21 protein-coding genes are annotated in these 21,779 nt (G+C 67.4%); 7 read left to right on the forward strand and 14 right to left on the reverse strand.

Annotated features, from left to right (window positions below; all coding sequences use genetic code 11):
- Positions 1–52 precede the first annotated feature (52 nt).
- Positions 53–466: a hypothetical protein gene (locus ACK4S9_RS14660; RefSeq protein ID WP_409726792.1), complete on the forward strand. Its 414-nt coding sequence runs from the start codon at positions 53–55 to the stop codon at positions 464–466.
- A gap of 9 nt (positions 467–475) precedes the next feature.
- On the opposite strand, the gene ACK4S9_RS14665 is transcribed toward ACK4S9_RS14660, so the two are convergent.
- On the reverse strand, positions 476–736 hold the full coding sequence (locus ACK4S9_RS14665; RefSeq protein WP_409726794.1) for a hypothetical protein: 261 nt from the start codon (positions 734–736) through the stop codon (positions 476–478).
- Between the two features lie 73 nt (positions 737–809).
- Between ACK4S9_RS14665 and ACK4S9_RS14670 the strand changes: the two genes are divergently transcribed.
- Entirely contained in the window at positions 810–1,709 is a 900-nt protein-coding gene (locus ACK4S9_RS14670; protein WP_409726796.1) for a LysR family transcriptional regulator, read from the forward strand.
- Between the two features lie 45 nt (positions 1,710–1,754).
- Here the strand turns inward: ACK4S9_RS14670 and ACK4S9_RS14675 are convergent, their stop codons facing one another.
- Positions 1,755–2,075, reverse strand: a complete 321-nt coding sequence (locus tag ACK4S9_RS14675; protein WP_409726798.1) for a DUF1330 domain-containing protein — start codon at positions 2,073–2,075, stop codon at positions 1,755–1,757.
- 181 nt (positions 2,076–2,256) lie between these two features.
- Here ACK4S9_RS14675 and ACK4S9_RS14680 point away from each other — a divergent pair, with 181 nt between their 5' ends.
- Positions 2,257–2,724 (forward strand): hypothetical protein, encoded by a 468-nt coding sequence (locus ACK4S9_RS14680; RefSeq protein ID WP_409726800.1) that lies wholly within the window; start codon positions 2,257–2,259, stop codon positions 2,722–2,724.
- On the opposite strand, the gene ACK4S9_RS14685 is transcribed toward ACK4S9_RS14680, so the two are convergent.
- The 3 genes from ACK4S9_RS14685 to ACK4S9_RS14695 are packed head-to-tail and all read right to left on the reverse strand — an operon-like array spanning position 2,708 to position 6,442.
- Positions 2,708–2,878, reverse strand: a complete 171-nt coding sequence (locus ACK4S9_RS14685) for a hypothetical protein (protein ID WP_409726802.1) — start codon at positions 2,876–2,878, stop codon at positions 2,708–2,710. The genes ACK4S9_RS14680 and ACK4S9_RS14685 overlap by 17 nt on opposite strands.
- A gap of 37 nt (positions 2,879–2,915) precedes the next feature.
- Entirely contained in the window at positions 2,916–4,778 is a 1,863-nt protein-coding gene (locus ACK4S9_RS14690; RefSeq protein WP_409726804.1) for a glucokinase, read from the reverse strand.
- Entirely contained in the window at positions 4,778–6,442 is a 1,665-nt protein-coding gene (locus ACK4S9_RS14695) for an alpha-amylase family glycosyl hydrolase (RefSeq protein WP_409726806.1), read from the reverse strand. Before ACK4S9_RS14695 ends, ACK4S9_RS14690 begins: the two co-directional genes overlap by 1 nt.
- Positions 6,443–6,703: 261 nt before the next feature.
- On the opposite strand from ACK4S9_RS14695, the gene ACK4S9_RS14700 reads away from it, so the two are divergent.
- The gene (locus tag ACK4S9_RS14700) at positions 6,704–8,269 is read left to right on the forward strand and encodes an oligopeptide:H+ symporter (protein ID WP_409726808.1); all 1,566 of its coding nucleotides are present in this window, start codon (positions 6,704–6,706) and stop codon (positions 8,267–8,269) included.
- Positions 8,270–8,335: 66 nt separating this feature from the next.
- Positions 8,336–11,047: an alpha-1,6-glucosidase domain-containing protein gene (locus ACK4S9_RS14705; RefSeq protein ID WP_409726810.1), complete on the forward strand. Its 2,712-nt coding sequence runs from the start codon at positions 8,336–8,338 to the stop codon at positions 11,045–11,047.
- Positions 11,048–11,055: 8 nt separating this feature from the next.
- Here ACK4S9_RS14705 and ACK4S9_RS14710 read toward each other — a convergent pair whose 3' ends face one another.
- Positions 11,056–11,361: a hypothetical protein gene (locus ACK4S9_RS14710; RefSeq protein ID WP_409726812.1), complete on the reverse strand. Its 306-nt coding sequence runs from the start codon at positions 11,359–11,361 to the stop codon at positions 11,056–11,058.
- 126 nt (positions 11,362–11,487) lie between these two features.
- On the opposite strand from ACK4S9_RS14710, the gene ACK4S9_RS14715 reads away from it, so the two are divergent.
- Positions 11,488–12,243, forward strand: coding sequence for a hypothetical protein (locus ACK4S9_RS14715; protein ID WP_409726814.1), 756 nt, complete (start codon positions 11,488–11,490; stop codon positions 12,241–12,243).
- A gap of 84 nt (positions 12,244–12,327) precedes the next feature.
- Positions 12,328–13,818 carry a sulfatase-like hydrolase/transferase gene (locus ACK4S9_RS14720; protein WP_409726816.1) on the forward strand — a complete coding sequence of 497 codons (1,491 nt, stop codon included), beginning with the start codon at positions 12,328–12,330 and terminating at the stop codon, positions 13,816–13,818.
- Between the two features lie 20 nt (positions 13,819–13,838).
- Here the strand turns inward: ACK4S9_RS14720 and ACK4S9_RS14725 are convergent, their stop codons facing one another.
- The 8 genes from ACK4S9_RS14725 to ACK4S9_RS14760 all read right to left on the reverse strand — a co-directional run bounded on the left by ACK4S9_RS14725 (position 13,839) and on the right by ACK4S9_RS14760 (position 21,761).
- Positions 13,839–14,591 (reverse strand): ABC transporter ATP-binding protein, encoded by a 753-nt coding sequence (locus ACK4S9_RS14725; protein WP_409726818.1) that lies wholly within the window; start codon positions 14,589–14,591, stop codon positions 13,839–13,841.
- Positions 14,581–15,339: an ABC transporter permease gene (locus ACK4S9_RS14730; protein WP_409726820.1), complete on the reverse strand. Its 759-nt coding sequence runs from the start codon at positions 15,337–15,339 to the stop codon at positions 14,581–14,583. Before ACK4S9_RS14730 ends, ACK4S9_RS14725 begins: the two co-directional genes overlap by 11 nt.
- Positions 15,340–15,342: 3 nt before the next feature.
- Positions 15,343–15,765 carry a hypothetical protein gene (locus ACK4S9_RS14735; RefSeq protein WP_409726822.1) on the reverse strand — a complete coding sequence of 141 codons (423 nt, stop codon included), beginning with the start codon at positions 15,763–15,765 and terminating at the stop codon, positions 15,343–15,345.
- Positions 15,766–16,338, reverse strand: coding sequence for an SCO family protein (locus tag ACK4S9_RS14740; protein WP_409726823.1), 573 nt, complete (start codon positions 16,336–16,338; stop codon positions 15,766–15,768).
- Complete coding sequence (locus ACK4S9_RS14745; protein WP_409726825.1) at positions 16,338–17,357, reverse strand: ABC transporter substrate-binding protein; 1,020 nt, start codon at positions 17,355–17,357, stop codon at positions 16,338–16,340. Before ACK4S9_RS14745 ends, ACK4S9_RS14740 begins: the two co-directional genes overlap by 1 nt.
- Positions 17,358–17,429: 72 nt before the next feature.
- Positions 17,430–19,292 (reverse strand): glucokinase, encoded by a 1,863-nt coding sequence (locus ACK4S9_RS14750; protein WP_409726827.1) that lies wholly within the window; start codon positions 19,290–19,292, stop codon positions 17,430–17,432.
- 212 nt (positions 19,293–19,504) lie between these two features.
- Positions 19,505–20,521 carry an alpha/beta fold hydrolase gene (locus ACK4S9_RS14755; protein WP_409726829.1) on the reverse strand — a complete coding sequence of 339 codons (1,017 nt, stop codon included), beginning with the start codon at positions 20,519–20,521 and terminating at the stop codon, positions 19,505–19,507.
- 70 nt (positions 20,522–20,591) lie between these two features.
- On the reverse strand, positions 20,592–21,761 hold the full coding sequence (locus tag ACK4S9_RS14760; protein ID WP_409726831.1) for an ATP-binding protein: 1,170 nt from the start codon (positions 21,759–21,761) through the stop codon (positions 20,592–20,594).
- Between the last annotated feature and the right edge of the window lie 18 nt (positions 21,762–21,779).

Consider the following 21,779-nt stretch of genomic DNA (forward strand, 5'->3'; position numbering starts at 1 on the left):
GTCTGACATTCGGACACGAGCTCTGCTGTTATCTTTTTTATCGGAGACAGGTATGGCGACCGTGGACGCTTTTGATCTCGAAAACGCGATGATCCTGGCGGACGATCCGGGCAGCGAGGCATGGGTGAGCCTGGAAACGGGTCAGGTCCATATTCGCTCGGACCTGGTCGGCGAGCTGGAGCCGCTTCCCGAAGATATCGGTGAAGAAGGCCATTACATCCCGGTGCCGGGCCAGCGCACGCTGGAGCTGGGCCGGACCCTGGTCATCGATTTTGTCCAGCGCCACATGCCCTCGGACGAAGACGAGGTCCGGCAACTATTCAGGCGCACGGGCGCCTATGGGCGCTTTTCCGCATTGGTGGACAAGCGCGGCCTGCGCGACCGGTGGCATGCATTCCGCGAGCAGCGCACGCTGGACGCGATGCGCGCATGGTGCGAGGACAATGGCTTGACCCTCGCCCCCTGAGCACATCGCTTAGCGCGCCGCGGCCGCCCGCGCTCTTGCCGGCGCCACCACGTCCGGGGCGGGACGGTGCAGGAAGAATGCGGCCAGCGCGAGCGCGCATTCAAGCAGCACGGCTGGCCAGCCCAAGGGCACCGGCATGCCTTGCGCGACCAGATCCGCAGCAAAGGCGGGCACGCCGAGCGCGGCCGCGGTCAGCATGGCGAGCGTGAGCGCGAGCGCACCGATCGACAGGCGCAGCAGCAGGACGAGTGAGCGGAGAGTGTGGTCCATGATGGCTTCCTTGCGAAGTGGGTTGAGGAGCTTCCACTGTATCGCTGCAAGAATGCCTATAAAATAGGCGCTCATGAAACCATCGTATGCAAAATTGCAATCGAAGCTCGGCCTTCAGGACCTGGAAACCATCCTGGCCCTGCACCGCGGCCGCACCCTGGCCGGCGCCGCCGAGCGGCTGAAGGTCGATGCGTCCACCGTGTTCCGCGCCATCAAGCGCATCGAGGCGGATGTCGGCGAGCTGCTGTTCGACCGCGGCCGGCAAGGCTATACGGCGACGGAACTCGGGCGCGTGCTGGCAAGCCATGCGGAGCGGATCGAGACCCAGCTCGAGGAGGCGCGTGAAGCGGCCTTCCACCAGGCCACGGCGCCCTCCGGCGTGCTGCGCATCACCCTGACCGACACGCTCCTGCATACCGTGCTGCTGCCGGTGCTGGCGCGCTTTGCCGAGCGCTACCCGGACATCCGGCTCGAACTGGCCAGCACCAACGTGCTCGTCAACCTGAGCCAGCGTGAGGCCGACATCGCCATCCGCGCCACCAATGCGCCGCCCGAGCACCTGGTCGGCATCCGGCTGGGCACGCTGCGGTCGGCCGTGTATGGCGGCGCCGGCTACCTCGCGGGGCAGCCGCAAGGCAGGCACTACAGCGAGATGGACTGGATCGCGCTGGACGACAGCCTGCCCGACCATCCGTCCCAGCACTGGCGCCGCGCGCGCCATCCCCAGGCCCTGCCGCGCCACAAGGTCGGCAACCTGCTGGCGGTTGCCGGCGCCGTCGTCAACGGCTTGGGCGTCGGCGTCGTTCCGCTGGCGGTGATGCGCGATCATCCGCAGGTCACCATGCTGGACGGGCCGCTGCCGGAGCTGGATATCGGCCTGTGGCTGCTGGCCCATCCCGACACCCGCTACCTGGCACGGATGAAGGCCATGTTCGATTTCCTGCGCACGGCCATCGCCTTGCCTGCATCCTGAAGCGGGCACGCGCAGCGACTTCCCGTCGGCGCGGCCGACGCTTCCTTATCGCAGGATGTCGGTTGCCAGATGCCGCTCCGGCAATCCGTCGACCAGGAACACGACGCTCGCCGCGTTCCTCGTACGCAGCGGCAGGATCTCCTGGTAGGCAGGCGAGCCATACCATCGGCGGGCATGTTCGATATCGGGAAACTCGATCACCACCACGTCCACAGGCAGGCTGCCTTCCAGGACCTCGGGCCCTTGGCCATGCAGCAGGAAGCGGCCGCGATACGGCTTCATCGTGGCGTCGATCCGTTCGAGGTAAGCGACGATATCCGGTCCAAACACCACGTCCTTCAGCAGACCGACGGCATATGCACTCATGTTCTTCTCCTGTAAGGGTTGGGTGGATTGCACTATCCGCCCCGCCGTGGCGCCTGGCGATTACCTGCGAGGTAATACGCTCCGCAGTTCCTGTGATTCTTCCTTGTTGCCCTGTGCCCTTGGACCGTTGCTGCTGGAACATGCGGGGTGTAGACTTGCCGTTCACACTACGAGGCACCCCATGTCGATCCGCACCGCATTCCGTCCTTCCCTGCCCCTGCTGGCCGCCGCCCTCGCCCTTGCGCTGGCCGGCGCCGGCTGCAAGCGTGCCGAGCGCGAGGAGCCCAAGCCCGCGCCGGCGGCTGCCGTCAAGGAAGCGCCGGCGCGCACCCGGGAACAGGCCATGGAAGCCCTGCTCGCCGTGCCGGAACTGAAGACCTGGTCCGTGCAGATCGAAAAGCGTTCGAAGGGCAAGGCGCACGGGGCGGTGATCGAGGACGACCCGGCCCCGCGCGAGATCAACGGCAAGAAGTACTACCAGCTCAGCTTCGTGGAGAACCGCGCGAACGACGTGCGCCGCCGCGAGAGCTTCCTGGTGTCCCAGCAGGGCGACGAGATCCTGGTGGAGGATCCCGAGACCGATAGCGTCCTGAGCCTGCAGGAATGGCGCCGCAACATCGAGCGCGTCCAGCTCAAGAGCGCGGACTGATCGCCCGCGCCGGCAGGCGCCAGACGCTCGAGCAGCGCATCGAAGCGCGCCGCGCGGGCCGGACCGGGACGGGCGACCAGGGCCAGGCCATGGCGCGCGTCCACATGGCGTCGTAGTAGGCTTGCAAATCCGCCGAACGGGTATCGTTTTGCATTCACGTATTCTCGCTCAAACACGGGAAGCTGGCCGGATCAGCTGTCCAGGTGCGAGATCAGGAGCCTGCGTGCCTCGCCGTCCTGGGCTTCGCCATGCTGGCCATCCACCGAAATGCCGACCGCGAGGATGTCGATCAGCAGCAGCTGCAGGATGCGCGAGATCATCGACAGGAAGCTGGTGCTGTCCTCGGCATGGTCCACCGCCAGGCACACGCTCGCCTTGCGCGCCAGCGGCGACTGGCTGTTGCTGATGGCGATCACGTCGGCGCCGGCGGCGCGGGCGGTGTCCACCGCCGCCAGCAGCTCGGCGATGCTGCCCGAATTCGACACGGCGATGACGACGTCGCCCGGCTGCAGCAGCTCGGCCGCCAGGCGGAACAGGTGCGAATCGCCGTACAGCGAGGTCGGAATGCGGAAGCGGAAGAACTTGTGCTGGCCGTCCAGCGCCACCGCGCGCGAATTGCCCATCGCGAAGAACTCGACGCGGCGCGCACGGCTCACCAGTTCGATGGCGCGGTCGAGCGCGCGCACGTCCAGCTGGTCGCGAAAACGCAGGATCGCCGACACCGTGTTGTCGATCACCTTGGCCGACAGGTCGTGGGTGCTGTCGCTGATGCGCACCTGGCTGTGGCGCACGGGAATGGCGCCGGTCAGGCTGCTGGCGAACTTGAGCTTGAAGTCGGCCAGGCCCTGAAAGCCCAGCGAGCGGCAAAAGCGGATCACGGTCGGCTGGCTCACGTCGGCCAGGCGCGCGATCTCGGCGATCGGCTCGTTCAGCACCAGGCGCGGCTGCTCCAGCACCAGGCTGGCGACGCGCTGCTCGGCCGGGCTCAGCTTGTGGCGCAAGCCCTGGACGCGCTCCATCAGGGTGTTGGCGCCGCTGCGCCCACGCAGGTGCTCGGCCAGGATGGACGCCACGCCGCGCAAGGCCGGATGGGGCGTGGTGATGACGTAGGTCGGGATCTCGGCCAGGTAGGTCGAGAAGCGCCCCTTGGCTTCGAAGCGCGCCCGGAACGGGGAGCCGGCGAACCATTCGCCCATGCGCGGCACGATGCCGCCGCCGATGAAGATGCCGCCAAAGGCGCCCAGCGTCACCGCCAGGTTGGCCGCGGCCGCGCCCAGCATGCCGCAGAAGCACTCCAGCACCTCCAGGCACAGCGGGTCCTGTTCGTCCAGCGCGCAGGCAATGATCTCGGCCGCCCTGCGCGCCGGGGCCGCGACGCCCTTGCGCGCGGCCAGCGCGCGGTGGATGATTTCCATGCCCGGTCCGGAGATCAGGCGCTCGTTCGAGACGTGCTGCCACTCCTTCCAGGCGGTCTGCAGGATGGCGAACTCGCGCTCGTCGCCCGGGGCGAAGTTGACGTGGCCGCCCTCGCTGCCGAGGGTGACGAAGCCGTCGGCGGTCGGGATCACACCCGACACGCCCAGGCCGGTGCCCGGCCCCAGCACGCCGATCACGGCATTCGGCGCCGGCGCGCCCTGCCCCACCTGCATCAGGTCGCCGTGGGCCAGGCCGGGAATGGCCATCGCCAGCGCGGTGAAGTCGTTCACGATCAGGAGCGTCGTCAAGCCCAGCTCCCGCCGCACCGCGTCGGTCGAGAACTCCCAGTCGCGGTTGGTCATGCGGACGAAATCGCCGCTGATCGGGTTGGCCACGGCGAGGGCCGCATGATGCAAACGCAGGTCGGCCTGGTCCTTCAGGTAGAAGCGCAGCAGCGGGACGATGCCGTCGAAGTCCTCGCACAGCAGCACCCGCACGGCGGAGAACACGCCGGGCGCGGTCTGCAGCGCGAAGCGCGCGTGGGTCGCGCCGATGTCGGCCAGGAGGCGCGGCCCATCGGCGAAGGCCGTCGGAGCCGGCTTTTCAGAGAAGCTCGCCGCTTCCTGCCGGCCGCCCATTATTTGCCCGCGCTTGCTGCGATGCTGCCGAACCAGGCGCCGTAAGGCGGCAGCGTCACCACGCCATCGGCGGCCTGGCCGGGCAAGCCGTGCGCGTCGAGCTTCGCAGCGCCTGCAGTGGCCGGCCAGTCGAAGCGCACTTCGCGGTTCGACAGGTTGAAGGCGGCCAGCACGCTGTCCATGCCTTCCCCATCATCCACCCAGCGGCGCAGGGCCAGCACCGGCTCCGGCGCATCGAAGAAGGCGATCTCGCCGCGGGTCAGCTGCGGCATCGTCTTGCGCCAGGCGATGAAGCGGCGCTGGAAATTCAGCATCGAGTCGGGGTCCTTGTCCTGCTGCTCGACGCTGGCGGCCAGGTGCGGCTCGGCCACCGGCAGCCAGGGCTTGCCGGCGGTGAAGCCGGCGTTCGGCGCCTCGGCCGTCCAGGGCATCGGCGTGCGGCAGCCGTCGCGGCCCTTGAATTCGGGCCAGAAGGTGATGCCGTACGGGTCCTGCAGCAGTTCGAAGGGCACGTCCGCTTCAGGCAGGGCCAGTTCGTCGCCCTGGTACAGGCAGGGCGTGCCCTTGAGCGAGAGCTGCATCGCCAGCACCAGCTTGGCCAGCGCAGGACCTGCGCTCTGGCCCGGCGCACCGCCCCAGCGGGTGACGACGCGGATGGCGTCGTGGTTGCCGACCGACCAGGAAGCCCAGCCGTCCTTGACGCGCTCCTTGAAGTCCTCGACCTGCTTGCGGACGTGGGCAGCCGTGAATTCCGGCGTGAGCAGGTTGAAGCTGTAGGCCATGTGCAGCTTGTCGCCGCCCTCGGTGTACTCGGCCATCTGGGCCAGCGCGTCGTCCGAGCTGACTTCGCCGATCGAGACCGCGCCGAACTCGTTCAGCTGGGCGCGCACGCGCTGCAGGAAGGCGATGTTCTCCGGCTGGGTCTTGTCGTAGATGTGGGCCTGCATGCCGTAGGGGTTCACGTCGGTGACGGTCGAGGTGTCGCGCACCAGGGCCGGCGGGTTGCTGCGCAGCTGGCGGTCGTGGAAGTGGAACACGCAGGCGTCCATGCGCACGCCGTCCACGCCGCGTTCCAGCCAGAAGCGCTGCGCATCCAGGTGGGCCTGCTGCACGGCCGGGTTGTGGAAGTTCAGCTGCGGCTGGCTGACCAGGAAGTTGTGCATGTAGTACTGCTTGCGGCGGGTATCCCACTGCCAGGCCGAGCCGCCGAACACCGACAGCCAGTTGTTCGGCGGGCAGCCGTCCGGGAGCGGGTCGGCCCACACGTACCAGTCCGACTTCGGGTTGTCGCGGCTCTGGCGGCTCTCGACGAACCAGGGGTGGGTGTCGGCGGTGTGCGACATCACCTGGTCGATCATGATCTTCAGGCCCAGGCTGTGTGCCTTGGCGATCAGCTTGTCGAAGTCGGCCAGGGTGCCGAACATCGGGTCGACGTCGCAGTAGTCCGCGATGTCGTAGCCGAAGTCCTTCATCGGCGAGGTGAAGAAGGGCGACAGCCAGACGATGTCCACGCCCAGGCTCGCGATGTAGTCGAGCTTGTCGGTAATGCCGGCCAGGTCGCCGATGCCGTCGCCGTTGGTGTCGAGGTAGCTGCGCGGATAGACCTGGTAGATGATGGCTTCTTTCCACCAGTTCGGGTTGGCGTTGGTCGAGATCTGGGTCATGGCTGGCTCGTCAGGAGTGATCGGGATTCTAGGCAATATACAGGATGAGCTGGAACTTTACAATTGGCCAACAGAGCCCCGAAAAGGAGCATATTCCTTTCAATTCAATTACTTAACAAAAATCCTCATTTCAATGAGGCGGCAACGAAGTAGCTAAACTACGCGTCATTTGTATCAGTTATGTTTCACATTCACATTTTTATTGCAAAGTAACTCAGCCTCGGCATAGGATCGCGTCTGTTTCGATTTTTCGAGGACGCCATGAGTGAAGTAAAGAGCAGCGGACGCATGCCGCGGCAGATCCCCTACATCATCGCCAACGAAGGCTGCGAGCGCTTCAGCTTCTACGGGATGCGCAACATCCTGACGCCCTTCCTGATTTCGACGCTGCTGCTGTTCGTCGCCGAAGAACATCGGACCAGCGAAGCCAAGCACGTATTCCACACCTTCATGATGGGCGTGTACTTCTTCCCGCTGCTGGGCGGCTGGCTGGCCGACCGCTTCTACGGCAAGTACAACACCATCTTCTGGTTCAGCCTGATCTACTGCGCCGGCCACGCCTGCCTGGCCATTTTTGAAAACAGCGTCAACGGCTTCTACTTCGGCCTGTTCCTGATCGCCTTCGGTTCGGGCGGCATCAAGCCGCTGGTCGCGTCCTTCGTGGGCGACCAGTTCGACAAGACCAACAAGGACAAGGCGAAGGTGGTGTTCGACGCCTTCTACTGGATCATCAACTTCGGCTCCTTCTTCGCCTCGCTCCTGATGCCGATCCTGCTGAAGGATTACGGTCCGTCGATCGCCTTCGGCGTGCCGGGCATCCTGATGTTCATCGCCACCATGATCCTGTGGAGCGGCAAGAAGAAGTACGTGCACGTGCCGCCGACCCCGAGCGACCCGCACTCCTTCCTGCGCGTGGTGCGCACCGCCGTGCTGGCAACGACACCCGGCGCCGGCCGTCCCGGCCTGTTCGTGGCCGCCGCAGGCGTGCTGGGCGCGCTGGCGTCGCTGGCGATGATCCCGAGCTGGGGCTTCGTCATCGCGGCCTGTACCGCCCTGGTGCTGCTGCTGGCCTGCGTCGGCATCGGCGCCTCGATGCAGCTGGAACGCGCGCGCGGCATCCACCCCGACGAGGCCGTGGACGGCGTGCGCGCCGTGCTGCGCATCCTGATCGTGTTCGGCCTGGTGACGCCGTTCTGGTCGCTGTTCGACCAGAAGGCCTCGACCTGGATCGTGCAGGCCAATGCCATGTCCACCGAAGTGAGCCTGCTGGGCTGGACCTTCAACGTGATCCCGGCCCAGATGCAGGCCTTGAATCCGCTGTTGGTGATGCTGCTCATCCCCTTCAACAACCTGGTGCTGTTCCCGCTGCTGAGCAAGATGGGCCTGCTGCCGACCGCGCTGCGCCGCATGACCGCCGGCATCGTCTTCTCGGCGCTGGCCTGGATCGTGGTCGGCAACCTGCAGGTGCAGCTCGATGCGGGCGACGCGGTGTCGATCGCATGGCAGATCCTGCCCTATGCGCTCCTGACCCTGGGCGAGGTGCTGGTCTCGGCGACCGGCCTCGAATTCGCCTATAGCCAGGCGCCGATATCGATGAAGGGCGTGATCATGGCCCTGTGGTACCTGGCTGTCACCGTCGGCAACCTGTGGGTCCTGATCGTGAACGCCGGCGTGAAGAACGACGCCGTGATCGCGTACATCGAAAACTCCGGGGTCGGCGTGATCGCCTTCCAGATGTACTTCTTCGCCGGCTTCGCGCTGCTGGCGGCGCTGGCCTTCGGCCTGTACGCCAAGCGCTACAAGATGGTCGACCACTATCGCGCCTGACGCGATGCCCGCGGGCGGGCGCGGTTTCCCCGCGTCCGCCCCTGTTCCACCTTACTCCTCGCCACGATGACACGACTTCATTACGCCGCATTCGCCGCGGCCGCCCTCGCCTCGTCCGCGCACGCCGCGGTTCCCCTCGCCACCTGCGACGATCCAGGCTTCCAGCAGGTGCTGCACGCTTCCAGCGCCAGTGTTGACGCCAGTGCCGTCTGGCTCGACCGCCGCCTGTTGAGCTGGCCCGGCGCCGAGGCCGGCGCCAGCTTCCGCCTCTACCATTCAAACAAGGCCGCGATCGTCGCCAAGCCCGGCGCCAGGGTCGAGGGCGCCGACGGCGCGCTGGCGCTCGATGCCTCCACTGCCAAGCTGCCGGAGCGCTTCAAGTGGGTCGGCGCCGGCCCGGTGCTGTCGGTGCGCGCGCAAGACCTGGCGCGCCTGAAGGACCTGCACCGCGGCCAACTGGTGCTGGTGCAGGAAGCCGCGGACGGCAAGGTGGTCGCGGCAACCCGCATCCAGGTCGCCGGCGCGCTGGACGACCTGTATGCGCCCGCGGGCGAGCTGGCCGACCTGGGCGCCACGCCGAAGAAGGGGCGCACGGCGTTCCGCCTGTGGGCGCCGACCGCAAGCAAGGTTGCCGTCTGCACCTACGACAGCGCCAGCGGCAAGGCCAGCAGCGTGCACGAGATGGCCTTCGACGCGAAGACCGGGGCCTGGAATTTCCAGGTGCCGCGCGACCTGTCCGGCCACTATTACCGCTACGCGGTGGACGTGGCGGTCGACGGCATGGGCCTGGTGCGCAACCTGGTCACCGACCCCTATTCCGTCAGCCTGAATACCGACTCGAAGCGCAGCTACGTCGCCGACCTGGGCGCCGCGAACCTCAAGCCGAAAGGCTGGGACGCCACCCGCGCGCCGAACACGGTCAAGGCCCAGACCGACATGGTCATCTACGAACTGCACGTGCGCGACTTCTCGATCAACGACCCGAGCGTGCCGGCGGACAAGCGCGGCAAGTACACCGCTTTCGGCGAAGCGAACTCGAACGGCATGCGCCACCTGAAGGCGCTCGCGAAGGCCGGCCTGACCGACATCCACCTGCTGCCGGTCTATGACCTGGGCACCGTGCCGGAGAAGGACTGCGCCGTGCCGCAGCCGAGCGGCGCACCGGACGGCGAGAGCCAGCAGGCCCTGATCCGCAAGACCGCCGACACCGACTGCTTCAACTGGGGCTACGACCCCTATCACTACAATGCGCTGGAAGGCAGCTATTCCAGCGACCCGTCGGACGGCGCGCGCCGCATCCTCGAGTTCCGCCAAATGGTGATGGACCTGCATAAGGCCGGCCTGCGCGTCGGCCTTGACGTGGTCTACAACCACACCTTCATCGCCGGACAGAACGAGAAGTCGGTGCTGGACCGCGTGGTGCCCGGCTACTACCACCGCCTGAACGCGAAGGGCGCCATCGAACGTTCCACCTGCTGCGACAACACGGCCACCGAAAACATGATGATGGCCAAGCTGATGATCGACTCCAGCGAGCTGTGGGCCCGCCACTACAAGATCGATTCCTTCCGCTTCGACCTGATGGGCCACCAGCCGCGCGCGGCGATGGAACGCCTGCAGCAGCGCGTGAACAAGGCCGCCGGCCGCCACGTCCAGCTGATCGGCGAAGGCTGGAACTTCGGCGAGGTGGCGGACGGCGCCCGCTTCGTGCAGGCTTCGCAGCTGTCGCTGAACGGCTCGGGCATCGGCACCTTCAGCGACCGCGCGCGCGACGCCGTGCGCGGCGGCTCGGCCGGCGACTCGGGCGAGGCGATGGTCCGGCGCCAGGGCTATATCAACGGCCTGGCGTATGACGCCAATGCGCTGGGTGGCGAGCACAAACAGGTCGACCTGCTGCGCGCGGCCGACATGATCCGTGTCGGCCTGGCCGGCTCGGTGCGCCCGTTTGCCTTCCAGACCTTCGACGGCCAGCTGCGCAAGCTGGAAGACATCGCCTACGGCAACCAGCCGGCCGGCTACGCCAGCCAGCCGGCTGAAGTGGTGAACTACGTCGAGAACCACGACAACCAGACGCTGTTCGACATCAACGTGCTCAAGCTGCCGGTGGACACCCCGGCCGCCGAACGCGCCCGGGTGCAGGTGCTGGGCATGGCGATCAACGCCTTCAGCCAGGGCGTGGCCTACTACCACGCCGGCATCGACACCCTGCGCTCGAAGTCGCTCGACAAGAACAGCTTCAATTCGGGCGACTGGTTCAACCGCATCGACTGGACTTACCAGGACAACTACTTCGGCACCGGCCTGCCGCAAAGCGACGACAACGGCAAGGATTGGCCGCTGCTCAAGCCATTCCTGGCCAAGGCCGCCGCGATCAAGCCGGCTCCCGCCGACATCGCCTTTGCCCGCGACGCCTTCCGCGACCTGCTGGCGATCCGCGCCAGCTCGACCCTGTTCCGGATGCGCACGACCGCCGACATCGAGCAGCGCCTGCGCTTCTTCAACACCGGGCCGCAGCAACAGGCGACCGTGCTGGCGGCCTGGATCGACGGCAAGGGCTATCCGGGCGCGAAGTTCGCGGGCCTGAGCTACCTGGTGAACGTGGACAAGGTGGCGCACACGGTCAGCGACGAGGCCCTGCGCGGCAAGCGCCTGCAGCTGCATCCGGTGCACACCGCGGCGGACGCCGCCGATGAGCGCGCCGCACAGGCGCGCTTCGACAGCGCGAGCGGCAGCTTCACGGTGCCGCCACGCACGGCGGTGGTGTTCGTCGCCCCGTAAATCGGTGGCTAGACGGCGAGACGGGCGATCTCCACCGAGCCCTTCTCGTCGAAGATCGGGCATTCCTCGGCCAGCCGGACCGCTTCGTTGAAGTCGGCCGCGGCGATGACCGAATAGCCCGACAGGGAGGCGCTGTTGAGTTTCGGGCCGCGCAGGCGGCTCGGCACCTCCACGCTGCTGTGCGACAGCCCGCCGCGCTCCACCAGCGCGGCGCCGAGCGAGTCGAACCAGGCGGCCCAGCGCTGCGGGTCGTGCTGCGGGCCTTCCGCTTCGTCGACGGTCGATCCGCGGTAAACGATCAGGTATCGTTCCATGCCGGCTCCTCTACGTTGATGGTCGGTCAAACATAGCAGAAGCATGCGGTGGGCGACGCACATCTCGGCGGTAGCGGAAAGTTTTGGTGACTTTCCCTCGGGCCAGCTTCGCTATACTGCCCAGCCATGAGCAGCTTCCCGCTTTCCCCCCGCTTCCCGGCCGCGACCGATCGCCGCCTGGCCGGCATCCTGGCCACCGTGCTGGTCCACGCGGCCCTGGTTCTTGGCTGGCAGCTTGCGCGCACCTTGCCGCCGGCGCAGGAGGAAACGGAAAGCCCGACGATGCAATGGGTCGAGTTGCCGCTCCCGGTGGCGCAGCCGAAACCGGCTCCGCCGCCGCCCGCGGCATCCCGTCCGCCAGGCCCGGCGGACGCCCGCCCCGGCCGCCCCGCCCGTTCCGCGCCTGGCGCGGCGGCGCCGTCCGCACGGGGTGAGACGGCAACGCCCGTGCCCGAGGAAACCGGAGCGCCTCCCGCGCCTGCCGCCGACCAGCCCGCCAGGCCGAACGCCGCCAGCATCCTGGAAGAGGCGCGGCGCAGCGTCGGCGGCATCGACCGCGCGCTGCGCAAGGAAAACAAGCCGCTCATCGTCGCGCCGCCGGACAGCCCGGAGCTGCGCATGCGCCGGGGCATGGAACAGGCCCGGGCGCTGGCGCCGCCGCGCCTGTGGGAAGCGCCGAAGGTGGAGGAACTGGTGAACAACACCGGCGACGGCGCGCGCCGCACCCGCGTGATCACCGGCCGCCGCACCTATTGCGTCACCGAGCGCTCGCCGGCGACCAACGTCGAGATGATCGAGATGCACGGCAAGATCAGGCTGACCAACTGCCCGACGCCCGAAGAACCCGCCAAGCGGCAGGAATGGCGCACGGCGCGCGACTGAGGCGCTCGCGCATGTAGCGGAACTGCTGACCGGCAGGGCTGTCATATCACTCATCGCGCTGCGCGCTGCCCCGATTGCAGAGCCATGAAGAACAAGCCTGCCGTGACGATCGCGGAAGAAGCCGGCCTGCACCGACCGTTTTCCCTGGTCCGTGCGGGCGTCTATTTCGTGGCGATCCTGCTGTTCTGCCTGAACCACTGGATCAACCGCGACTTCGGCAGGCCCGATATCGACCAGATCGCCTACCACCTGCAGTTCGGTGCGCAAGGACTGGAAGCGTCCGACCCGGCCATCGCCGTCCGTTTCCTGCGCTGGTGCGTGCTGATGCCGCTGCTCCTGCTCGCGGCGGTGCTGCTGACCGAACGCTGGGCCATCGTCGCCTGCCGCTACCGCCGCGTCCTGCGCGCCTGCCCGGTGCTCCCGAAACTCGCGCTGCTGTCGGTCGTGCTGCTCTGGCTGGTCCAGCTGTCCGTGGTCGACTACCTCGCCTCGCGCATGGGCCCGGACTACTTCTCCAGGCATTACGTCCCGCCCGCCACGGTCGCCGTGCACGGCGGCAGGCCGAAGAACCTGGTCCTGATCTACGTCGAGAGCCTGGAAGCGGCCTACGCCGACCGGCGGCTCTTCGGCAGCAACCTGATCGCGCCCCTGACCGATCTCGAGGCGGACGGCTTCCCCTCCTTCGTGCAGGCGCCCGGCACCGGCTGGACCATCGCGGCCATGGTGGCCACCCAGTGCGGCGTGCCGCTCAAGCGGGTCACCATCTTCGACGAGAACACGCAAGGGGAACAGGTCCGCTCCTTCCTGCCGAACGCCACCTGCCTCGGCGACATCCTGGCCCGGCATGGCTACCGTAACGTGTTCATGGGCGGGGCCTCGCCCAGCTTTGCCGGCAAGGGGCGCTTCCTGCGTGTCCACAGCTACCACGAGGTCCTGGGCAAGGAAGACTGGCAAGCCGAGGGGGTGCCGCAAGAGCTGATGAACGGATGGGGCCTGTTCGACCACGCCCTGTTCAGCCGCGCACGTGCCAAGCTCGACCAGCTGCATGCATCCGGCCAGCGCTTCAACCTGACACTGCTGACGGTGGATACCCATGAGCCGGCCGGCCACCTGTCGCGCCACTGCGCGCGCCGCGGCCATGCCGGTTTCGAGGGCGTGATCCGCTGCAGCGCCGCCGAGCTGGCCGATTTCGTGCGCTACGTGCGCGAGCGCGGCTACCTTGCCGATACCAACATCGTCATCCTGGGAGACCATACGGCGCGGCGCAATCCCCTGTCCGAGGCGCTCGAACGCTTGCCGGAACGCGCGCTGTACAACGCCTTCATCGGCGCGGCCGTGCCCGCCCGGAACCGGGAGCATCTGCTGCATTTCGACCTGCTGCCGACGATCCTCGAGTTCAGCGGCTTCACGGTGAGCGGCGGCAGGCTCGGCCTCGGCTACAGCGGCTTCAACAGCCACGACGCGCGGCCGCATCCGCGGCGGCTGGCGGACATGCGCGCCTCGCTCCTCAACCGTTCCGAGGCTTACCTCGCGCTATGGCGCGACACCACGGCGCCGCCCCGGCGCGCGCGGTGAGGCCGCAAGCGCCCAGCCTGCTACAGGCCGAGCTGCGCCAGGATCGCGTCCTTGACCTCTTGTAGCGCGGGCTGCGACACCTTGCGCGGATGCGCCTGCGCGATCGGGAATACCGACTGGATCGTGGCCGGACGCGGCGACAGCACCACCACGCGGTCGGCCAGGTAGATCGCCTCTTCCACGTCGTGCGTGATCAGGATGACCGTGTGGTTCTCCTCGCGCAGCACGCGCAGCAGTTCGTTGCGCATCTTCAGGGCGGTGAGCGCGTCGAGCGCCGAGAAGGGCTCGTCCATCAGCAGGATGTCGGGCTTCACCGCCAGCGCGCGCGCGATCTCGACGCGCTTCAACATGCCGCCCGAGAGCTCGTGCGGAAAGGATTTCTCGAAGCCCTTCAGGCCCACCATCTCGGCGTAGTGGTCGGCCGTCGCGACCTTGGCGGCATCGTCCCGGCCGGACAGGCCGAACATCAGGTTCTCGCGCACCGTCAGCCAGGGAAAGACCGAACCGTGCTGCGAGATGACGATCGCGTTCGGTGACGGCCTGCTCACCGGCACGCCGTCGATCGCGACCGCCCCGCCGTCGGGACGTTCGAAGCCGGACAGCAGCTTCATGAGGGTCGACTTGCCGCAGCCCGAGGGACCGACGATGGCGATGAACTCGCCCGCTGCGACGTCGAGGTCGATGCCGCCCACCACCCGCAGCGCCTTGAAGTCCTTGCGCAGGGAGCGGATCGCGATCTTCGCGTCGGCCCTGGCTGCCACCTTAGCGTGCATAGCGCCACCTTACCTGTTTCAGGCCTTCCAGGCGGCGCATCATGGCGTCCAGGCCCAGGCCGATGAGACCGATGATGATCATGGCGGCCACCACCAGGTCGTAGCGGTTGCCGGCATTGCGCGCGTCCATGATCAGGAAACCCAGGCCCGAGCTGCGCACGATCATCTCGGCGGCCACCACCACCAGCCAGGCCACGCCGAGGGCGATGCGCATGCCGGTCAGGACCTCGGGCAGCACGGCCGGCACGATCACCTGGCGGAACAGCTTGGCGCGCGGGACGCCGAAATTCTCGGCCGCGCGCAGGTAGCGGGCGTCGATGGCATGCACGCCCGCCGAGGTCTGCACGATCAGCGGGAACACCGCGGCCAGGAAGATCAGGAAGACCGGCGCGACGTCGCCCACGCCGAACCACAGGATGGCGATCGGAATCCAGGCGATCGGCGAGATCGGGCGCATGATCTGGAAGATCGGGTTGAGGGTGCGGTAGGCGCCGTCCACGCGCCCCATCCACAGGCCGAGCGGCAGCGCCACCACCAGCGCCAGCAGGAAGCCGGTGGCTACCCGCAGCAGCGAAGCGGCGATGTGCTGCCACAGCGTGCCGTCCCGGGCCAGCTCGAGCGCGCCGGCGGCCACCTGCTGCGGCGAGGGGAAGATCAGGCTGCCGCTGTACGCGATCGCGGCCCACCAGAGCAGCACGATGGCGGCAAGCACCAGCAGCGGGGGCCAAATCCTGTTCAGTCTATCCATGCTTCATGTCCTGCTGTCGATGAGGGAATGCAGGCGCCATGTCAGGCGCGCGATGCCCGCCGGCGGCATCTCTTCCACCGCCACCGTCATGGTGCCGCTGGCATGGGCGGTGCAGTCGAAAGGGTGCTCGCCGGCCTGGCCGAAGGGAAGCCGGAAATCCTGCCCCGGCATGATCAGGACCGGCCCGAAGATCTGCGGCACCGTGTCGCTGTTGCGCAGCAGGAGCACGTCGCGCACGCCCAGGGTCAGGGTGATTCGCTCCGGCAGGATGCTGGTCTTGTCGCCCTTCATGCGGCGCTCCCAGGTGCCCTTCGGGATCTCGAACAACTGCTCGCGCGAGGACGCCTGCAGGGGCGCGAACGCGGCCCAGGCAATCGACGCCGCCAGCAGCGCCGCGGCCAGGACGATACCGATGCGCCGCTTCATCTACTCGGCCGCCAGCACGTTCACGTCGTGCACCACGTCGTCGGCCGGGCGGCCGAAGGGCATCATCGCGCGCAGCATGCCCTTCTTGTCGACGAAATACAGGTAGGACGAGTGTCCCATCTGGTAGCCGGACTGGCCGGCCGGCTCTGGGAAGCGGGTGGCGCTGATCCCGTAGTCCTTGCGGATCGCCGCCATCTGTTCGGGCGTGCCGGTCAGGCCGATGAAACTCTTGTCGAACTGCGCCAGGTAATGTTTGAGGCGCGCCGGCGTGTCGCGTTCCGGGTCGACCGACACGAACACCACCTGCAGCCGGTCGGCCTTGGCGCCGAGCTTCTGGCGCGCCTGCGCCAGCATGGCCAGCGAGGCCGGGCACACGGCCGGGCAATGGGTGAAGCCGAACTCCAGCACCACCACCTTGCCGCGCAAGGACGACATGCGGAAGTCCTTGCCGTCGGCGGCCTGTTGCGCGATCTCGGGCGCCGGGCGCGCCGGCGAGAAGCTGCCGGATTTCAGCGCCGGCGCCGCCTGCGCGGCGGCGCTTGCGAACAGCAGCGCTGCCAGGACGCGGCGCATCACAGCGCCACCTTCACGGGGCGGATGTTCTTCACGAAGCTTTCGTCCACATATTGTTCGTAGCGTACCGGGCGCTTGAGGGTGCCGGCCTGCACCGACAGTTGCATCAGCTCGTCGAATTCGGCGCGCAGCATGCGCAGGTCGCCATAGGTCACGCGGTCGGAGGGATTGTTCATGACGAAGCGGATGATGTTCGGGTCCTGGTTGAAGAACTTGCGGTTCGCCGCGATCACGGCCGCCTTGTCGCGGTTGCCGGGGCCGGCGTCGAGCCAGTTGCCGGCCGCCTGCACGTAGTTGACCAGGTCCTGCACCAGCGGCCGGTTGCTGTCGATGAGTTCCTGGCGCACGGTCAGCACGCAGCAGATGTAGTTGCGCCACTCGTCGCGCGTCATCGAGAGCGGGCGCGCATAGCCGGCGCGCTGGGCCGCGGCGCCGAAGGGCTCGCCGGTGCAATAGCCGTCCACGGCCCTGGCATAGAGCGCGGCCGGCATGTCCGGCGGCGCCATTTCGATGATCTCGATGTCCCTGGGCGACATGCCTTCGCGCGCCAGCATCTTGCGCAGGAACAGGTAGTCCACCGCGAAGCGGCTCGGGATGGCGATGCTCCTGCCGCGCAGGTCGGAAAACCTGCGGAAGGGCGAATCGGTGCGCACCATGATGACCGCGCCCGAGCGGTGCCCGAGCGAGACGACCTTCAGCGGGATGCGCCAGTCGGTCAGGTCCATCACCAGCGGCGCCAGCATGTAGGCGGCCTGGATGCGGCCGGTCATCAGGGATTCCTTGATCTCCGGCCAGCCCGAGAACTTGTTGTACTCGAAGGCGGTGAAGGGCGCATCCGGCTTGCCGTCGTTGACGGCGCGCGCCTTGCAGGCGATCGGCAGCGTCAGGTTGCAGGTGACGGGCAAGCCGCCCACGCGCAGCGGCGCGGCCGCCGCGTGTGCGCTCGTACCCATGCCGGCCAGCGGCAGGGCCAATGCGCCGCCGAGCAGCTGGCGCCGGCGCGGGGAATGCTCGTACATGGAAACGCTTCCAGAATCAAGGGGTCTGCCAGATTCTAGCACCGTATTGACTGCAGTCAATCCGTGATGCCCTTATATGTCCAGGTGCGAGATCAGCGCCGTACGCTGCGCGTCGCCCTCTCCCGTGTCGCCATGGCCGTTCTGCGCGCCGAGCGAAATCCCGACCGACATGATGTCGATGAGGAGCAGTTGCAGGATGCGCGAGATCATCGACAGGAAGGTGGTGCTGTCCTCGCTGTGGTCGACCGCCAGGCAGACCGTGGATTTCTTCGCCAGCTGCGACTTGCTGCTGGTGATGGCGATGACGTCGGCCCCGGCGGCGCGCGCGATGTCGACCGCTTCGATCAGCTCGGGCAGCTGCCCGCCGGTGGAGATCGCGATCACCACGTCGCCCGGTCCCAGCAGGCCGGCGGCCAGCGTGAACAGGTGCGAGTCGCCGTACAGCGCGGCCGGGATGCGGAAGCGGAAGAACTTGTGCTGGCCGTCCAGCGCCACCGCGCGCGCATTGCCCATCGCGTAGAACTCGACGCGGCGCGCGCGCCTCAAGAGCTCGATGGCGCGGTCGATCGCGTGCACGTCGAGCTGGTCGCGGAACTTGAGGATCGCCGACACCGTGTTGTCGATGACTTTCGCCGACAGGTCGTGGGTGCTGTCGCTCATGCGCACCTGGCTGTGGCGCACCGGGATGGTGCCGGTCAGGCTGCCCGCGAACTTGAGCTTGAATTCGGCCAGGCCCTGGAAGCCGAGCGAACGGCAGAAGCGGATCACGGTCGGCTGGCTCACGTCGGCCAGGCGCGCGATCTCGGCGATCGGCTCGGACAGCACCTTGCGCGGATGCTCCAGCACCAGGGCGGCGACGCGCTGCTCGGCGGGCGAGAGCTCGTGGCGCAGCTGCTGCACCCGGTCCATCAGGGTGTTGGCGCCGCTGCGCCCGCGCAGGTGCTCGGAGAGGATCGCCGAGACCCCGTGCAGGGCCGGGTTCGGCGTCATGATCACGTAGGTGGGAATCTGGGCGATGTAGTCGGTGAAGCGGCCCTTGGCCTCGAAGCGGGCGCGGAACGGCGATTGTGCGAACCACTCGGCGATGCGCGGCACGATGCCGCCGCCGATGAAGATGCCCCCGAAAGCCCCCAGCGTCACCGCCAGGTTGGCGGCGGCCGTGCCCAGCATGCCGGCGAAGGTTTCCAGCACTTCCAGGCACAAGGCGTCTTTCCCGTCCAGCGCGCCGCTGACGATGTCGGCGGTGCTGCGCTCCGGCGCCTGGATGCCGTTGCGCTTGGCCAGCGCGCGGTACATCAGCTCGATGCCGGGGCCCGAGATCAGGCGTTCGTTCGAGACGTGCTGCCACTCCTGCCAGGCGTACTGCAGGATGGAAAACTCGCGCTCGTCGCTTGGGGCGAAATTCACGTGGCCGCCCTCGCTGCCCAGGGTGACGAAACCGTCGATGGTCGGGATCACGCCCGACACGCCCAGGCCGGTGCCGGGCCCGAGCACGCCGGACACCGCGTGGCTCTGCGGGGCGCCGCCGCCGACCTGCATCAGGTCCTTCGGCTCGAAGCCCGGCAGCGCCATCGCCAGCGCGGTGAAGTCGTTCACGATCAGGAGCGTCGACAGGCCGAGGGTGCGGCGCACCTCGTCGGTCGAGAATTCCCAGTCGCGGTTGGTCATGCGGATGTAGTCGCCGCTGATCGGGTTGGCCAGGGCAAAGGCGGCGTGGTTGATGCGCACCCCGCCGGTCTGGGCCAGGTAGGCGTGCAGCAGCGGCACGATGCCGCTGTAGTCGTCGCAGTGCAGCACCGACACCTGGCGCAGCACGCCGGGCGCGGTTTCGAGGCCGAAGCGCGCATGGGTGGCGCCGATGTCCGCGAGCAGGCGCGGGCCGTCGGCGAAGGCGGCGCGGGAAGGTTTCAGTTCGGTGTCGGGTTCAACAGTCATCGCGGTCAAGGCTGGGCGGGTCGGTGGTCCCGGATGACGCTAGGATACCATTGAATGAATGACAAAAATACCGCTTGTCGTTCGTAGGGTGGGCGGCTTGTCCGCCCACGCGGTGATCGCCCACGGCTCCGCTTTCGCGCCGGATGATCTCGCTGCAAACGATCGCCGCGTGGGCGGGAGACCCGCCCACCCTACGGTAAACCACGCCGGCTTTAGCGCATCAGGCCTTTCAGCAGCTCGCGGTGGAAGCGCGCCGGATCCTGCATCTGCGGCGCGTGCCCCATGTCCGGAAAACTCACCAGGGTCGCCTTGGGGATGCTCTTTGCCGTCCGCTTCGCCAGCTCCGGGTAATTGCCGAGCTTCGGGCGGATGTCCGCAGGCGCGGCATCCTTGCCGATCGCGGTCGTGTCCTTCAGCCCGATCAGCAGCAGCACCGGCATCGTCAATTGCGGGAATTCATACACCACCGGCTGCGTGTAGATCATGTCGTACAGCAGCGCCGAGTTCCAGGCGACGATCTGCTTGCCCGGCCCGCGGTACATCCCGGCCAGCATCTGCACCCAGGGCTCGTATTCCGGCTTCCAGGTGTTCACGTAATAGGTCGACTTCTCGTAGTTGCGGATGCGCTCGGCCGTGGTCTGCAGCTCGCGCTCGTACCACTTGTCCACGCCCAGCGAAGGCACGCCCACGGCTTTCCAGTCTTCCAGGCCGATCGGGTTGACCAGCACCAGTTGCTCGGCCTGCTGGGAATACATCAGGCCGTAGCGCACCGCCAGCATGCCGCCGGTCGAGTGGCCCATGACGATGGCGTTCTTCACGCCGAGCGACTCCAGCAGCGCGCGCGTGTTCTGGGCCAGCTGCTGGAAGCTGTACTGGTATTGGGCCGGCTTGGTGGACTTGCAGAAGCCCACCTGGTCGGGCGCCACCACGCGGTAGCCGGCCGCGCTCAGTTCCCGGATCGTGCCCTCCCAGGTCGCGCCGCAGAAGTTCTTGCCGTGCATGAGCACCACCGTGCGGCCGTTCGGCTTGGCCGGCTTGACGTCCATGTAGGCCATCTGCAGCTTCACGCCCTGCGAAGTGAATTGGTAACGCTGGACCGGATAGGGATAGTCGAATCCCTCCAGTTCGGGACCATACGCGGGCTCGGCAGCCGGCTGGGCAGCAAGGGCGGGAGCAAGGGTGAAGGCGGCGCACAGCAGCGCGCCGGACAAGCGTGTCAGTACAGGCATGGCGGAAAAAAGCTCGTTGACGGACTGGCCAGTCTAGCGCAGATGCATGACACGCAGCTGACGCCAGGCCTCAAGGACTGCCGGGCTGCTCGCGCTGTCCCGCGTCCGGCCGGCGCAGGGGAATGCGGACCGTGAATTCGCTGCCCTTGCCCTCCCCTTCGCTGCGCACCTCGACCGTCCCCTGGTGCAGCGAGACGATTTCCTTCACCAGGGCCAGGCCGATGCCCAGCCCGGCGCCGCGGTCGGCGCGCCCGCTCTCGGCCTGGGTGAACACGTCGAAGATCCTGGGCAGCATCTCCGGCTCGATGCCCTTGCCGCTGTCCTTCAGGTAGCAGATGAAGTGGGTCTGGTCGACAGTGGCCGTCAGCCAGACGTCGCCGCCCTGCGGGGTGAACTTGACCGCGTTGTTGAGCAGGTTGACGAACACCTGCTGGATCCGGCGCGCGTCCACCTCGATCTGGATCGCCACGGACGGAAAGCTGCGATGGATGGCGATGCCCTTGAACTGCGCCGCGGTCATGCAGCTGTCCACCGCCTCGTGCAAGAGCGCCTGGTATTCCACCTGTTCGTAGGCGATGCTCATCTTGCCCGAACTGACCCGGGCGACGTCGACCAGGTCCTCGACCAGGCGTTCCAGCAAACCGAGCTGGCGTTCCATCACCTGCAGCGGCCGGTCCAGGGCGGCGGCGTCGACCGCCTGCATGCGCATCAGCTGGACCGCGGTCTTGAGCGGCGAGAGCGGATTGCGCATCTCGTGCGCGATGGTGCCCAGGAAGACGTCGCGCCTGGATTCGCGTTCGCTGGAGGCTTTCAGCTCGTTCTCGAGATAGCGCGTGCGCACGCGCAAATGGGTGGCGTCGCGGAAGATCTTGACGAAACCCGTCACCCGTCCGCCCGCGCGGTGCAAGGGCAGGCTGACGCCGCTCGACCAGAACCAGGAACCGTCGCGCCGCATGTGCCAGCGCTCGTCTTCGCCGACCCCGACCAGCGCGGCCGTATTGGCCTCGTGCTCGTCGAGCCTGCGCGCGCGGTCTTCGGGAACGAACAACATGGCGGTGGACTGGCCCAGCACTTCGGGCGCCGTCCAGCCGGCGATGAACTCGGCGCCGGAGTTCCAGCCCGTGATGCGCCGCTCGGCATCGTAGAACATGATGCCGTACTGGCGTGTCTTTTCCAGCAGCAGGGCCTGCAGGCCCTCGGCGTCTTCGCGCTTCCAATACAGGTGTCCGGTGTCGGTCATGTCGACAGTCAAGGTTCC

This window comes from Massilia sp., assembly GCF_046293535.1.
In the GTDB taxonomy this organism is placed as follows: domain Bacteria; phylum Pseudomonadota; class Gammaproteobacteria; order Burkholderiales; family Burkholderiaceae_D; genus Telluria.